The sequence below is a fragment of the uncultured Sulfitobacter sp. genome, from assembly GCF_947499945.1.
Taxonomy (GTDB): domain Bacteria; phylum Pseudomonadota; class Alphaproteobacteria; order Rhodobacterales; family Rhodobacteraceae; genus Sulfitobacter.
In genome coordinates this window covers 332,355-347,288 of sequence record NZ_CANMQD010000001.1, presented here as the reverse complement: position 1 = coordinate 347,288, position 14,934 = coordinate 332,355, and the positions used below count along the sequence as shown (strand labels likewise).

14 protein-coding genes are annotated in these 14,934 nt (G+C 57.0%); 11 read left to right on the top strand and 3 right to left on the bottom strand.

Going from position 1 to position 14,934, the window contains the following annotated elements; all coding sequences use genetic code 11:
- Positions 1-134: 134 nt before the first annotated feature.
- Positions 135-353, bottom strand: coding sequence for a DUF1127 domain-containing protein (locus tag Q0775_RS01700; RefSeq protein ID WP_298857550.1), 219 nt, complete (start codon positions 351-353; stop codon positions 135-137).
- Positions 354-863: 510 nt separating this feature from the next.
- Between Q0775_RS01700 and Q0775_RS01695 the strand changes: the two genes are divergently transcribed.
- Entirely contained in the window at positions 864-1,937 is a 1,074-nt protein-coding gene (locus Q0775_RS01695; RefSeq protein ID WP_298857549.1) for an Mrp/NBP35 family ATP-binding protein, read from the top strand.
- Here the strand turns inward: Q0775_RS01695 and Q0775_RS01690 are convergent.
- Entirely contained in the window at positions 1,934-2,692 is a 759-nt protein-coding gene (locus Q0775_RS01690; protein ID WP_298857548.1) for a hypothetical protein, read from the bottom strand. The genes Q0775_RS01695 and Q0775_RS01690 overlap by 4 nt on opposite strands.
- Before the next feature lie 796 nt (positions 2,693-3,488).
- Between Q0775_RS01690 and mraZ the strand changes: the two genes are divergently transcribed.
- The 9 genes from mraZ (at position 3,489) to murD (ending at position 13,053) form a co-directional block, all read left to right on the top strand.
- Positions 3,489-3,992, top strand: a complete 504-nt coding sequence (mraZ, locus tag Q0775_RS01685; protein WP_298857546.1) for a division/cell wall cluster transcriptional repressor MraZ — start codon at positions 3,489-3,491, stop codon at positions 3,990-3,992.
- Between the two features lie 6 nt (positions 3,993-3,998).
- Entirely contained in the window at positions 3,999-4,982 is a 984-nt protein-coding gene (gene rsmH, locus Q0775_RS01680) for a 16S rRNA (cytosine(1402)-N(4))-methyltransferase RsmH (protein ID WP_298857544.1), read from the top strand.
- Positions 4,979-5,329, top strand: coding sequence for a cell division protein FtsL (locus Q0775_RS01675; protein WP_298857542.1), 351 nt, complete (start codon positions 4,979-4,981; stop codon positions 5,327-5,329). Before rsmH ends, Q0775_RS01675 begins: the two co-directional genes overlap by 4 nt.
- Entirely contained in the window at positions 5,326-7,119 is a 1,794-nt protein-coding gene (locus Q0775_RS01670; RefSeq protein WP_298857540.1) for a penicillin-binding protein 2, read from the top strand. The genes Q0775_RS01675 and Q0775_RS01670 overlap by 4 nt, the downstream gene beginning before the upstream one ends.
- Positions 7,120-7,135: 16 nt before the next feature.
- Positions 7,136-8,620 (top strand): UDP-N-acetylmuramoyl-L-alanyl-D-glutamate--2,6-diaminopimelate ligase, encoded by a 1,485-nt coding sequence (locus Q0775_RS01665; RefSeq protein WP_298857538.1) that lies wholly within the window; start codon positions 7,136-7,138, stop codon positions 8,618-8,620.
- Positions 8,617-10,044, top strand: coding sequence for a UDP-N-acetylmuramoyl-tripeptide--D-alanyl-D-alanine ligase (gene murF, locus Q0775_RS01660; RefSeq protein WP_298857536.1), 1,428 nt, complete (start codon positions 8,617-8,619; stop codon positions 10,042-10,044). Before Q0775_RS01665 ends, murF begins: the two co-directional genes overlap by 4 nt.
- Before the next feature lie 77 nt (positions 10,045-10,121).
- On the top strand, positions 10,122-11,204 hold the full coding sequence (gene mraY / locus Q0775_RS01655) for a phospho-N-acetylmuramoyl-pentapeptide-transferase (RefSeq protein WP_298857533.1): 1,083 nt from the start codon (positions 10,122-10,124) through the stop codon (positions 11,202-11,204).
- A complete protein-coding gene (locus Q0775_RS01650; protein ID WP_298857531.1) occupies positions 11,204-11,596 on the top strand; it encodes an ACT domain-containing protein in 393 nt (130 codons plus the stop codon). The genes mraY and Q0775_RS01650 overlap by 1 nt, the downstream gene beginning before the upstream one ends.
- A gap of 59 nt (positions 11,597-11,655) precedes the next feature.
- On the top strand, positions 11,656-13,053 hold the full coding sequence (gene murD, locus Q0775_RS01645; RefSeq protein WP_298857529.1) for a UDP-N-acetylmuramoyl-L-alanine--D-glutamate ligase: 1,398 nt from the start codon (positions 11,656-11,658) through the stop codon (positions 13,051-13,053).
- On the opposite strand, the gene Q0775_RS01640 is transcribed toward murD, so the two are convergent.
- Entirely contained in the window at positions 13,050-14,225 is a 1,176-nt protein-coding gene (locus Q0775_RS01640; RefSeq protein WP_298859900.1) for an aminoacetone oxidase family FAD-binding enzyme, read from the bottom strand. The genes murD and Q0775_RS01640 overlap by 4 nt on opposite strands.
- A 107-nt stretch (positions 14,226-14,332) precedes the next feature.
- On the opposite strand from Q0775_RS01640, the gene Q0775_RS01635 reads away from it, so the two are divergent.
- A complete protein-coding gene (locus tag Q0775_RS01635) occupies positions 14,333-14,857 on the top strand; it encodes a peroxiredoxin-like family protein (protein WP_298857527.1) in 525 nt (174 codons plus the stop codon).
- Positions 14,858-14,934: the final 77 nt, after the last annotated feature.

Below are 14,934 nucleotides of genomic sequence, written 5' to 3'. Positions count from 1 at the left end.
AAAGTGCATCCCTCAATCGGGAGGAACGAGAGACGCAGCTTTTACAGCGTGGGGTCATCGGGGAGGCGAGACTCTGCCGCGCTGTATATTCGCCTGCGGTCCAGTGGGAGGACCGAACCGCAGGGAATTCGGGTTTAGCGGACCAGTTCAGCCGCTTCTGTGGACATGCGGCGGAAGTCTGCGCGGCTCATGCCGAGGTCAGCCAGATCACGTGCAGTCATTGTGCACAGCTCGTTGTACGTCTGGCGGTATGCCTTGCGCTGGCGCATTTTGAGCGCGATTGCGTCAAAAAATGCTGCGATGCGGCTAGGCTGTGTGGATGCTGTTGCGTTTGTGTCTGTGAAGTATGTCATGTTAACTCTTTCATATCATCTGCTTCTTGTTGTGAACGATAAATAGGGATTATCGATGGGCAGACAAGAAGTAATGCTGCAATGCAGCTATGCGGTTTCTGCATATGCGACGCTACGGCAAGGTACTGTTAATCATTCATAATAATTCAAGAGTGCCTCACGAAACTGTGAGCATGGCGGCGCTGGGGAGAAGGCAAAAAAAGGGCGACGATATCTGGGAGGAGATATCGCCGCCTAAAGATGAAAGGGGGCCTTCGGGAGGAGGTGAAGGTCCTTTCGGTATTTAAGAAAACCATCGGGAGGATTGTTTTCGAGATTAGAGATAGCAATTTTTGCTGCACTTGCACAACGATTTCTTTTGCATTTCTGCCATGCAGCATGTGCATAAGTATCTCTGCCCTATTTTTAGGCCGCGGCGCCTTCCCTCTGGGCGTTAATATAACGCAGCGCTGCGGTCTTGTGGTTTTTGCTCAATCTGCGATGTCAGACCAGAGCAATAGGAGAAGCACCATGGCCCTGACCAAAGATGATGTGATTGCCGCACTTGAGCGGATTAATTTGCCGGACGGGCGCAGCTTAATCGCTCATGATCTGGTGCGCGCCCTCACCGTTGAGGGGAGCGTGGTGCGCTTTGTTATAGAGGCGCCTAGTGCCGAGGTTGCCAAAGCGATGGGTCCATTGCGCGATGCGGCAGAGAAGATCGTCAAGGACTTGCCTGATGTGACACAGGCTACAGTGGCCCTAACGGCGCACGGTCCTGCGGCCAAGCCTGCTGCGCCGCCCAGCCTGAAGATTGGTGGCCACCCAAAGCCGCAAGACGGCCCAACCAAGCCGAGTGGCGTACAGCGCATTATCGCTATCGGCTCAGGCAAGGGTGGTGTCGGCAAGTCCACTGTGAGCACGAACCTCGCTGTGGCGCTAGCCAAGCAGGGGCGCAAGGTCGGTCTGTTGGATGCCGATATCTATGGTCCCAGCATTCCGCGTATGATGGGCGTGAACAAGCGCCCTGCCAGTCCTGATGGCAAAACCATTATTCCTTTGAAGGCCCATGGCGTCACGTTGATGTCCATCGGGTTCATGATGGAGGAGGGGAAGGCGACGATCTGGCGAGGCCCAATGCTTATGGGCGCGTTGCAGCAGATGTTGGGACAGGTAGAGTGGGGCGAGCTGGATGTTCTGCTGGTTGATCTGCCGCCCGGCACAGGCGATGTGCAGCTGACACTATGCACCAAGTCCGAGCTGACAGGAGCCATTGTCGTCAGCACCCCGCAGGATGTTGCCCTGATTGATGCCCGCAAGGCGCTGGACATGTTCGCAAAGCTCAAAACGCCCGTTCTAGGCCTGATTGAAAACATGTCGATGTTCGTCTGTCCGGACTGCGGCGCCGAGCACGAGATATTTGGGCAGGGCGGTGTCGCTGCTGAGGCGCAGTCTATGGGTGTGCCGCTTTTGGGAACTTTGCCGATTGATCTTGAAACACGGCTTGCTGGGGATAATGGCACGCCCGTTGCCATCGGGGATGGACCTATGGCGCAATCCTATGCGCGTCTTGCCGAAGGGCTCATAAAGGGTGGCATGGCCTAGGTGCCGTCAATCGGAAGTTTTTGAACCTGTAGTTTATAGAGCGTGGTGAGGATGCTGAAAATGAGCAGACCTTCAAAGATATAGATAGGCAGCTCAAAGACCATCAAGTGATAGGTCGCCTTCAGGTCGAATAAGCCTGCCAATCCTGTCAGGCCAGTATTGATCAGGGCAAGCAGTGCTGCAATGCGCCACAAGGGATGGTTCAGCAGTTGCGTGTGCTTCCAGCTCATCATCAGTTTGATCGGCTGGCCGATCGCTGCTGCGGGGAGTATCAGACTTAGCCTGAGTGATAACCAGACCAGCAACAGCTGGGTGGCGAAGGTTGTAAGCATCACAGAATGGAATGCAGGGCCGTCGCTAGCGCTGTTCTGGCTCGAAATTATGAGAGGTATGATCAGTGCAAGGCTGACCGACAGCTGAATCAATGTCAGTTGTGCGACACGCAAAAGATAACTCAGGATCAGCGGAATGGAGATCGGGTGCGATATACCAGCACCGCCAAGCGTATGCCGGTGCCAAAGGATCGCCATCATCGCGTAGCTAAATGTCATGCCCGCCAGCAAGAGCCAGTTTGTTGGCACACTCATCGGGGCATCATCACCCGCGACGCCCAGCGAGATTTCTGGTGTCGTCAGCACTGCAATAATGCTCACACCGATCATGAGTGCTACGGCAGGGCTAATCACCCTGAGTGTTTTCAAGGGATGGTGGGTGAGTAATTCAAGCGCATGTCGCAAGAGGCTGAGGGCGGTCATATTTGGAAACCTGTCAACGAGTGCATGTTTCTTTGTGTGACGGGTGAGGGCCTAATCCACAAGATGATCCACCCTAAGGTCGGTGAGGGTGGTGTAAATAGGCCACCTCGCGTTTTTCAGCATCTTCTATGGGAAAAGATGGGAAATTAGAGTTTCTAGAAAAAGGGCGAGTACCTCAAAGGTAGTGATTTGACATAAGCAGGTGCGATTCGGGATCGGAATTTGTATTTACAAGGGAACAAAGGGGGAATATTTCTTGTGGATAAGTCAGTGAGTGAAAGTTTTCTGGGAAATTGTGGGAAAATTTTGCCCGAGTTGAGTTTGTCTATATCTAGTTGTCGTTGGTCCTTCCTTCACAATTTGTGCTATCAGATTGACTGAAATGACCGCTAAATGTTGTTTTTTAAACCTGCAGAAAACAACATACAGTGTCTAAAGTTTAAATTAATTGTAGACGCCCATGATTTCCCATCGTATCCCTTATTCATCGGATGAGAACGAGACTACGGGGCACCAAACGACCCCACACAAAAATAAACTCTAGCAGGTTTCATACAGGCCTTCGCTTTCATCAGACCAAGAGATCCGGCGCGCGGGCGAGCAGACATCCCCCCAGGTGGCGCGCGCAGTCGGACTTCCCCACCAAGGTGGGAATAAAGCGGCGGGTTGATCAGTGGCAGCAGATCAATCCGCCCTTTTTATTTTTAGCTCCCGCGAACGTAGGAGCCCCGATTTGCACCAAAGAGTGCGCAGGCAGGACGACAAGGCGCAAGACGCGCATTAAAGGGACAAGACAGTGAGCCGAAGGTTCAGAGGCGAAAGCCAACACAAGGTCGACACGAAGGGGAGGGTATCTATACCCGCCTCTTTTCGGCGCGTGTTGGAGGCCTCTGACCCCAACTGGAAATCTGGTGAGGCCCCTGAGCTTGTGATTGTTTACGGCGATCATCGTCGTGCATACCTTGAATGCTACACCATGGCCGCTATTGAAGAGGTTGACGCCAAGATTGACGCCCTCCCGCGTGGTTCCATGCAGCGTAAGATGCTCCAAGCCCTGTTTCATGGGCAGTCTTTTCCAACGACTGTCGATGAAACAGGACGTTTGGTGCTTCCCGCCAAGCTGCGCGGCAAAATTGATCTGGACAAAGAGGCCTTCTTTATCGGGATGGGCGACACTTTCCAGATCTGGAACCCCGAGACATACGACACCCAAGAGCGTGCCAAGCAGGAAGCATGGCTTGACGAGCTACCAGAGGACTTCGATCCGATGGAGTTCCTGGACGGAACGCCGGGAGCGTAACAGGTTATGGCTGCCACCGAGACCTCCCCCCATATCCCCGTTTTGTTGCGTCCGCTTTTGGCGGCGGTTGCTCCTGTGTCCGGTCGCTGGCTTGACGGTACGTTCGGGGCTGGCGGTTATACGCGCGGCTTGCTTGATGCAGGTGCGGAAAGTGTGATCGCGGTAGACCGTGACCCGATGGCGCATGAGATGGCAAAGCCATGGGCAGGAGAGTACGGCGAGCGCATCATTATGCAACGCGGCGTTTTCTCCAAGATGGATGAATACGGCCAACAGCTGGATGGCATTGTCCTCGATCTTGGCGTCTCCTCCATGCAGCTTGATCTGGCCGAGCGCGGCTTTTCGTTTATGCGCGACGGTCCGCTGGACATGCGCATGTCCCAAGACGGCCCTTCTGCTGCTGATCTGGTGAATGAGGCATCTGAGGAAGAACTGGCCAACATCATCTTCCTTTACGGCGAAGAACGCGCCAGCCGCCGCATCGCCAACCTGCTGGTGCGCGCGCGAGAAGAGGCCCCGATTGTGCGGACCTCCAAGTTGTCGCGGCTGGTCGAGAGCTGTTTGCCCCGGGCCAAGCCGGGCCAGAGCCATCCCGCCACACGCACGTTCCAAGCGCTGCGCATTGCCGTTAACAACGAATACGGCGAGCTGTGGGAGGGTCTTATGGCCGCCGAGCGTGCGCTGAAACCGGGCGGTCAGCTCGCGGTTGTGACGTTCCATTCTGTCGAGGACCGAATGGTCAAACGCTTCCTCACCGCGCGTGCAGGGGCAGGGGGTAATGCCAACCGTTTCGCCCCCGAGGTCGAGCGGGACGCACCACAGTTTACCATCAAATCGCGCAAGGCCATCGGGCCAGACGATCAAGAGTTGGAAGATAATCCGCGTTCGCGCAGTGCCAAACTGCGGGTCGCGACCCGCACGGATGCACCTGCCGGAACGATTGAGGCAAAGGCCATTGGCATGCCCATGATGAGGGAAAAGAAACAATGAGATCTGTGATTTATGTATTGACCTCCTTGTGTGTGATCGGGCTGGCCTTTTGGGCTTACCGCGAGAATTATGCGACCCAAGCCGTGCTGAACCAGACCGATAGATTGCATGCCGAAATCCGCGATACCCATGCGCGGCTGGCGATTTTGCGCGCGGAGTGGGCCTTCCAGAACCGCCCCGACCGTCTGCGGGATCTGGCAGAGTTGAACTTTGAGCGGTTGCAGCTTTTGCCGTTGCATCCTGATCAATTCGGGCAAGTGGACGAGGTGCAGTACCCCGTGCCGCCCTTGTTGCCGATCACCAATCCCGTTGATGTCTCTACGATGAATTCGGAGAATGACCTATGATCCGCACGCCCCTGCGCCCGCTTGCCCGTATTCTTGAGGCCCGCGCCAAGGGGGAGAACCCCGACGCCATCGAGAGTCAAAACCGCCGTCTGCGGCATGAGCAGATGCGCGACCGAGACCGCAGCCGCGCCGAAAGCCGACTTTTGGTCCTTGGGGTGTGCTTCTTCTGTGCCTTTGCCGTTGTGGGCGCGCGGATGGGGCTTTTGGCAGTCTCCGATCCGGTAGAGCCGCGCGCCCATGCACCAGGCTCAGTTATCGCCAATACACGTGCGGATATCGTGGACCGCAATGGCCGCATCCTTGCAACCAACCTCGACACACATGCGCTGTATGCACAGCCGCCTCATATGATTGACCGCGAGGCAGCGGCCAAGAAGCTGGCAAAAATCTTTCCCGATCTGAATGAGAAACGTCTGATCAAGGATTTCACCGGCAAGCGTAAGTTCCTATGGGTGAAAAAGAAAATCAGCCCCGAGCAAATGCAGGCCGTGCATGACATCGGCGATCCGGGACTGCTCTTTGCGCCGCGTGATATGCGCCTTTATCCCAATGGCAAACTTGCCGCGCATATCATGGGCGGGTCCAGCTTTGGTCGTGAAGGAGTGAGCGCCGCCGAGGTGATAGGAGTTGCAGGGGCGGAGAAGTATTTTAACGACTATCTCAGCGACCCTGCCAATGCCGGCAAACCACTTGAGCTAAGCCTTGATCTGTCTGTTCAGGCGGCCTCCGAGCGGGTGCTTGAGGGCGGGATGAAGATGATGAACGCCAAAGGGGCAACGTCCATCTTGATGGACGTTCACACAGGCGAAGTGATTAGCGTCGCGTCCTTGCCCAGCTTTGACCCAAATAAGCGCCCGCGCCCGGCTGTAGAGGGCGATGCATCCGACAGCCCGCTGTTTAATCGTTCGGTTCAAGGCGTCTACGAGCTTGGCTCGACCTTCAAGATTTTTGCCGCCGCTCAGGCGATGGAGCTCGGTCTGGTGAATGCAAACACGCTGATCGACACCAAAGGGCCGATGAAAGTCGGCGGGCACCGCATCGGTGAATTTGGCAATAAGAATTACGGCACAATAAGCGTCAGCCAGATTATCGAAAAGTCCTCGAACCGTGGCACGGGCCGCTTGGCCCTGATGATCGGAAAAGAGCGCCAGCAGGAATTTCTGCGCAAACTTGGTCTTTTTGAGAAGTCACCCTTCGAGATTATCGAAGCATCGGGCAGCACGCCGCTTGTGCCTGCGCGGTACACCGACCTGTCTGCGGTGACGATCTCTTATGGTCACGGCATCTCGACCACGGCGATGCATCTGGCCGCAGGCTATGCCGTGATTGCCAACGGGGGCCGCGTTGTAAAGCCGACCCTGCTCAAGCAAACTGGCCCCAAATTGGGTGACCGCGTGATGCGTCCCGAAGTGGCGGCCGCGGCGCGCCGGATGTTGCGTGATGTGGTTGCAGGTGATGATGGTACGGCCTCGTTTGCGGAAGTGCCGGGATATTTCGTGGCAGGAAAGACGGGCACCTCCGAGAAGCTTCGTGCGGGTGGTGGTTATTATAAAGACAAAAATATCAACACTTTTGCCTCTATGTTTCCGGCGGAGAACCCGCGCTATGTTTTGATCGTCACACTGGATGAGCCGGTGATGACCTCGGGTGACAAACCGCGCCGCACCGCGGGTTGGACGGCTGTGCCTGTAGCCGCCGAGATGATCCGCCGTGTGGCCCCTTTGTTAGGGATGCGGCCAACCATTGAACCCGCAGGCGTCGCTGGTATAACGCTCACCAGCAGCAACTAAGCCCGCAGGCCCATATATGTCGATCCCACCGTGTATCTCGTTGAACTCTTTGGGGCTGATGGCCGTAGGGGGACAAAACCCTGACTTGTCTGGCATTGAAGTGGACAGCCGCCGTGTGTCTGACGGCGTGCTCTTTGCGGCCATGCCTGGCACGGTGGTCCATGGGGCTGCGTTTGTTGAAAAAGCGCTGGACCAAGGCGCAGTTGCGATTCTGACCGATGCAACGGGTGCGCAGCTGTGTGGGGATGCGGTGCGGGATGCGGGGGCCGCTCTTGTGATATCGGAGGAGCCGCGCGAGGCCTTGGCGCGTACTGCAGCCCTATGGTTTGGGGCCCAGCCGCAAACGATGATTGCCGTGACGGGGACCAACGGGAAAACCTCGGTCAGTACATTCGTGCGTCAAATCTGGATCGAGATGGGATTGGCCGCCGTGAACCTTGGCACGACTGGCGTTGAGGGCGCATGGTCTGCGCCGCTGGCCCATACCACGCCAGAACCGATTACATTACACCGCACTTTGGCGCAGGCCGCGCAGAATGGCATCACCCATGCTGCTATGGAGGCATCGTCCCATGGTCTTGACCAGCGCCGCCTTGACGGTGTTACGCTCAAGGCCGCAGGATTTACGAACTTCACCCAAGATCACCTTGACTACCACCATACTTTCGAAGCCTATTTCGATGCAAAAGCTGCACTTTTTGCGCGTATCCTGCCAGAGGACGGCACGGCCGTTATTAACATCGACGACCCACGCGGCATCGAGCTGGCCGCGATTGCTACGGCGCGGGGCTGCAAAGTGCTGACTGTGGGCCGTGATGGCGGTGATCTCCACCTGACCGCTCAACGTTTTGATGCAACAGGGCAGGACTTGCGGTTTGAGTGGGACGGCAAGACATACCAAAAGCGCCTCAACCTGATTGGCGGGTTTCAAGCGGACAATGTATTACTTGCAGCCGCGCTTGTGATTGCGTGCGGCGCGGATGCGGCAGATGTCTTTGACACCATCCCGCACCTGACCACTGTGCGGGGGCGCATGCAGCTTGCTGCGACCCGTGACAATGGCGCTGCGGTGTTTGTGGATTATGCTCATACGCCTGATGCGGTGGCGACTGCATTGGCCGCGATGCGCCCTCACGTCATGGGCCGCTTGATCGCGATTGTGGGGGCAGGCGGGGACCGTGACGCAGGTAAACGCCCGTTGATGGGGGCAGCTGCTGCACGCAACGCTGACATGGTTTTTGTGACTGATGATAACCCCCGCTCTGAGGACCCCGCCACGATCCGCACGGCTGTTATGGGCGGCTGTCCTGACGCGACCGAAGTGGGCGACCGCGCCGAAGCGATCCTGCGCGGGATTGATATGCTGGAGCCTGGTGATGCGCTGCTCATCGCGGGTAAGGGGCATGAGACGGGCCAGACGATTGGCGACGATGTGTTGCCCTTTGATGATGTTGAGCAGGCAAGTGTTGCAGTCGCAGCCTTGGACGGGAGATTGGCATGAGCTTGTGGACAGCAGCAGAGGCGGCGGCAGCTACAGGTGGGCGTGCGCAGGGCGATTGGGCGGTAAACGGCATTTCCATTGATACCCGCACGATTGAAGCGGGTGATCTGTTCGTTGCGCTCAAGGACGTGCGCGACGGGCATGAGTTTGTCGCTATGGCGCTGGAAAAAGGGGCAGGGGCCGCATTGGTCTCGCGCATCCCCGAAGGTGTTGCGGCAGATGCGCCGCTGTTGATTGTTGCCGATGTCCTCAAGGGCCTGGAAGCTTTGGGCGCTGCGGCGCGGGAGCGGACGCAAGCAAAAGTGATCGGCATCACAGGCTCGGTGGGCAAAACATCAACCAAGGAAATGCTGCTGGCGATGCTGGCCAACCAGGGCCGAACCCATGCGTCGATTGCCAGCTACAACAATCACTGGGGCGTGCCGCTGACGCTGGCGCGGATGCCAGCGGATACCGAATATGCGATCATCGAGATGGGCATGAACCATCCAGGTGAAATCCTGCCGCTGACCATGCTGGCGCGACCGCACGCGGCACTGATTACCACAGTGGCGGCGGCGCATCTGGAGGCATTCGAGAATATTACCGGCATCGCGCTGGAAAAGGCGAGTATTTTTGATAGCCTGCCGATTGGTGCACCTGCAGTCTATAATGCGGATGTTGAGACTTCCGCGATTCTCGCAGCCAAAACCCACGATAAACGTCTGCACGGCATCGCATTTGGTGAGCACGGATTTGACTGGAGGCTCAAAGAACTGACCATTCAGGGCGACACAACGATTGTGCAAGCCGAATTTGACGACAAGCCGATCCTGTTCAAGCTCGCCACGCCGGGGCGGCATTTTGCGATGAACGGCCTTGGCGCGCTGGCAATTGTGCAGGCGATTGGTGCCGATCTGGCACAAGCGATTGCCGTGCTGGGCCGCTGGACACCGTATAAAGGGCGCGGCCAGCGCGAAGTGATCCAGCTTGATCCCGTTGAAGCGCAAGAGCGTTTGTCGCTTATTGATGACAGCTATAACGCCAACCCGACCTCTGTTGCCGCCTCGTTGGAAGTGCTGGCAGGTGCCACGACAGCCGACGGTGTGGGTCGCATAGGCAAGGGGCGTAGGATCGCGTTTCTGGGCGATATGAAGGAGTTGGGCGAGGATGCTGTAGCACTGCATGCAGGCATCGCCCATCTTGAAGCGACCCAGAATCTTGATGTGATCCACTGCGTCGGCCCGCTGATGCGTGCGCTTTACGATTTGCTGCCCGAGCACCAGCGCGGCGATTGGACAGAGACTTCGCAGGAGATGTGCGAAGGCCTACGTCACAAGATAGATGCAGGTGACGTGGTTCTTGCCAAGGGATCTTTGAGCATGAAATTGGGTCTGATCGTTGACGCCATACGAAAAATGGGCCATCGGGTAACGGACGTGTGATCCCCCCATACAGGGGGAGCGGTGCGTACGCCTACAAGATGTGGGTCTTTGTGCCGTTGATTTAGTAAGGACGATGTATGCTCTATTGGTTGACCCTGCTGTCGGATGGCGGTGATTTCTTTAACCTCTTTCGCTACATCACCTTTCGCGCGGGTGGGGCGTTTATGACGGCGCTCATCTTCGGCTTTATCTTTGGTAAACCGCTGATCAACATGCTGCGCCGCACCCAAGGGAAGGGCCAGCCGATCCGCGATGACGGCCCAGAAGGCCATTTTGCCAAAGCGGGCACGCCAACCATGGGTGGATTGCTAATCGTTGGCGCACTGCTGACTTCCACGTTGCTTTGGGCGCGTCTGGATAATCCGTTCATCTGGATGGTACTTTTCGTCACGATGAGCTTTGCTGCGATCGGCTTTGCCGACGATTATGCCAAAGTAAGCAAGCAGACGGTGGCAGGGGTATCCTCCAGACTCCGCCTCTTCCTCGGCTTTGCCATTGCAGGCATCGCTGCCTATTGGGCGGCACAATATCACCCTGAAAACCTACAATATCAGCTGGCGTTACCTGTGTTCAAAGATACCCTTGTGAATCTCGGCTACCTCTTTGTGCCTTTTGCGATGATCGTTATTGTGGGATCGGCCAATGCGGTGAACCTGACTGATGGTCTTGACGGATTGGCGATTATGCCTGTGATGATTGCCGCCGGCACGCTGGGCGTGATCGCCTATGCGGTGGGTCGAGTGGACTTCACCGACTACCTTGACGTGCATTACGTGGCAGGTACAGGGGAAATTCTAATTTTTACTGCGGGCATCTTTGGCGGTGGCCTCGGCTTTTTGTGGTATAATGCGCCGCCTGCGGCGGTATTTATGGGCGATACGGGCTCATTGGCGCTTGGTGGTGCCCTTGGTGCGATCGCGGTCGCGACCAAACACGAGTTGGTACTGGGTATTGTCGGCGGTCTGTTTGTGGTTGAGGCGCTGAGCGTGATTATTCAGGTGCTCTATTTTAAACGTACAGGGAAACGCGTGTTCCTGATGGCACCTATTCACCACCACTATGAGAAGAAGGGATGGGCCGAGCCCCAGATCGTGATCCGCTTCTGGATTATCTCGCTGATCCTCGCACTAATCGGCCTTGCAACGCTGAAGGTGCGTTAATGTCTTCTCCGGTCAAAGATACGGCTGCGATGATCTCTGGAATGGCGCCTGTCTTGGACAGTACGCTCTATCACTTTTGCATGGGGCCTGAGGCATTGATCCCGTACGCGCTTGCCAGTTTTCGCGAAGACGAGGGGCTGTCCCTCATTCTGACAGACGAAATGGCACATGCCAAAGGTTTGCTATCTGATTTACCGATGAAGCGGATAACGCTTTCTGTTCACTCCGCGCTTGATGGCGTTGGCCTCACGGCAGCAGTTGCGACTGTTCTCGCGGATGAGGGGATTGCCTGTAATATGGTGGCAGGGTTTCACCACGATCATGCGTTTGTCCCTGCGGCGGATGCGGAACGTGCTGTGGCTTTGTTGAATGCTCTGTCTAAAACTGTTTGACGCTTCAGTTTCTCGTCTATTCTACCCAAATAATTCCACGCATAAGAAGGACGATTGAAATGATACCAGTTCAAGGCATGCAAGGATTACGGGTCGCCGTTTTGGGGCTGGGACGTTCGGGTCTATCTGCGGCACGTGCGCTCAAGGCGGGCGGAGCGGAGCCTGTGTGCTGGGACGATAACTTCAAGGCACGCGCGGCGGCCGAAGCTGAAGGTTTCGAATGTCTTGAGTTGTCTAGAAATGGTGCGTTTGATGGTATCGCACGGCTGATCGTCAGCCCCGGCATTCCGCACCTCTATCCCGCACCGAACCCCGTCGTGGCGGCGGCGCTGGAGGCAGGGGTGCCTGTAGACAACGACATCGGTCTGTTCTTTCAGAGCTTTGCCACCTCCGAGTGGAACATGTTTGACATCGCCCCCCGCGTGATCGCGGTGACAGGATCGAATGGAAAATCCACGACATCAGCGTTGATCCATCACATTCTTGAGCATGCAGGGCGCAACTCCCAGCTTGCTGGCAACATCGGGCGGGGGGTCTTGGACATCGAGCCTGCGCCAGATGGCGGCGTCGTGGTGCTTGAGCTATCCAGCTATCAGACCGATCTCGCACGTAGCTTGACGCCTGACGTAGCCGTTTTCACGAACCTCAGCCCCGATCATCTGGACCGTCACGCAGGTATGGGCGGGTATTTTGCGGCCAAGCGCCGCTTGTTTGCCGAAGGTGGACCTGACCGCGCAGTTGTTGGCGTGGACGAGCAGGAAGGTGCATTTCTTGCAGGCCAACTCAGCGAGGGGGCCGTCGATGACCGAGTGATCCGCGTAAGTGTCGACCGCAAGCTCGCTGGACCAGGCTGGAACGTCTTTGCGCGCAAAGGATTTCTGTCGGAGTACCGCAATGGAAAGCAGGCAGCATCGATTGACCTGCGCGGCGTTGCTGGCCTTCCGGGATCGCATAACCACCAGAACGCGTGCAGCGCCTATGCGGCCTGTCGCGCATTGTCGATTGCGCCACGCGTGATCGAGGCGGCTTTCCACAGCTTTGGCGGCTTGCCCCACCGGAGCCAGACGATTGGTGAAAAGGGCGGTGTGCGTTTTGTGAATGATAGCAAAGCGACCAATGTGGATTCAGCAGCCAAGGCGCTGGCGGCTTTCAAGAACATTCGCTGGATTTGCGGCGGGCTGGAAAAAGAGGGCGGGCTTGGCGGTCTGACTGCTGCGTCCGAGACAGTGCGCAAAGCTTATGTTATCGGGCGCGAGGCGGCGGGTTTTGCCATGCAGTTGAGCGTTGAGGCCGAAGTTTGTGGTACGATGGACGTGGCCGTTGCCCGTGCCATTGCCGAAGCGGAGGAGGGCGATGTTGTCCTGCTTGCCCCTGCGGCGGCGAGTTTCGATCAATACGACAGCTTCGAGAAGCGCGGCGATGATTTTATACAGCTGGTAAAAGCGCACCTTGACTAGCGGGCGTTCAATGCCTCGGCTGCGGCCATGGCAGAGGACCACGCCCATTGGAAGTTGTATCCGCCGAGCCAACCTGTGACGTCAACAGCTTCGCCGATAAAGTACAGGTTCGGGTGCTCTTTCGACGCCATTGTGCGGGAGTTGAGTGCGTCGGTGTCCACGCCGCCCACAGTCACTTCGGCCGTGCGGTAGCCTTCGGTGCCGTTGGGCAGTAGCTCCCACCGGCGCAGCCCGTCGATCAGGGCACTGAGGCGTGCATCGGACCAATCGGCCAGATTGCCGCTCAGATCGAATATCCCTGACAAATGCTCGACCAAACGTGAAGGCAGGTGGCGCGACAGCTCGGTGGTGAAGTTGCGCCGACCCGCTTCCTGACGCTGGGCGCGCAGCGCTTCATACATATCGGGCGGAGCGATATCCACGGTTACAGAATTCCCTTCGGTCCAGTATGACGACGCTTGCAGGATCGCCGGACCAGACAGGCCGCGATGCGTGAAGAGCATCGCCTCCTCGAACACAGGACCGCCCGTATGCACGCGCGAAGGGACCGCTACGCCAGATATTTCGGCAAAGCGACCATCGGCAAAGGTGAACGGCACCAATGCGGGGCGGATGTCCGTGACTGGCAGGTCGAACTGACGCGCGATATCATAGGCCCAACCTGTTGCGCCCATCTTGGGGATGGACTTGCCGCCCGTGGCGATGACGAGGTTCTGGGCTCTGACCTGATGCGTCCCGTCAGGAGTGTGCAGACTGAAGGTGAAGTGATCGCCCACCTTTTGCACATCACTCACAGAGCTGTTCAGCCGCAGTTCTGCCCCCCGTGCTGCCATGAGATCGCGCAGCATGGCGATGATGTCTTTGGCACTGTTGTCGCAAAAGAGCTGGCCCAGCGTTTTCTCGTGCCACGCGATGCCATGCTCCTCGACCAATGCGATGAAATCCCATTGGGTGTACCGGGCCAGCGCGGATTTGGCGAAATGGGGATTAGCGCAGATGAAGGCATCGGGGTCGGTATAAAGATTGGTGAAATTGCACCGCCCGCCACCAGAAATACGAATTTTTTCCCCCGCCGCTTTCGTGTGGTCTACGATGAGGGTGCGCCCGTCCAGATGAGCGGCACACATCATTCCTGCGGCGCCTGCGCCAACGATTGCTGTTTCAAATTCCATGGGGGTGAGGTGCCTCATCGTGCAGGGGCGGTCAAGCATTCGTGAGCTCCCCTTGTGGTGCGGCATATTCTCGGTACGGTCAAGCCCAACCCCTTAGGAGATATGAAATGGCCGCACTCGACGCTGGAAGCACTTTCCCAAAAACCGAAGTTGAACTGCTTGGGGGTGGGACTATTACCCTTGGTGCACCGCGCGGTGGGCATGATTGGCAGTTGGTGGTCGTTTACCGCGGCCTGCATTGTCCGCTGTGCAAAAACTATCTGGCAAAGCTGCAAGAGCTGGAGGCGGCTTATAACGAATTAGGCGTCGATGTGGTTGCAGTTTCGGGCGATCCTGCCGAGAAGGCGCAGGCCTTCGCGGATGAAAAAGCGCTGACACTTGCCATGGGCTGTGGGCTGAGTGTTGATCAGATGCGTGGCCTTGGCCTTTATATCTCAAATCCACGCAGCCCCGCCGAAACCGACCGTCCGTTCCCCGAGCCGGGCCTGTTTGTGATCAACAGCGAAGGTGCAATCCAGATCGTGGATGTGTCCAATGCCCCCTTTGCGCGGCCTGACCTGCAAGGCATAGCAAACGGGATCAAATTCATCCGTGGCAACGATTACCCCATTCGCGGCACGCATGAGGGATAAGGGGCAGCCCAATAAAGGACGCAAAGTCTCTAGCCGCGCCGCGAGTTTCGCGTTATACTGAACTCTAGACCCCCGCA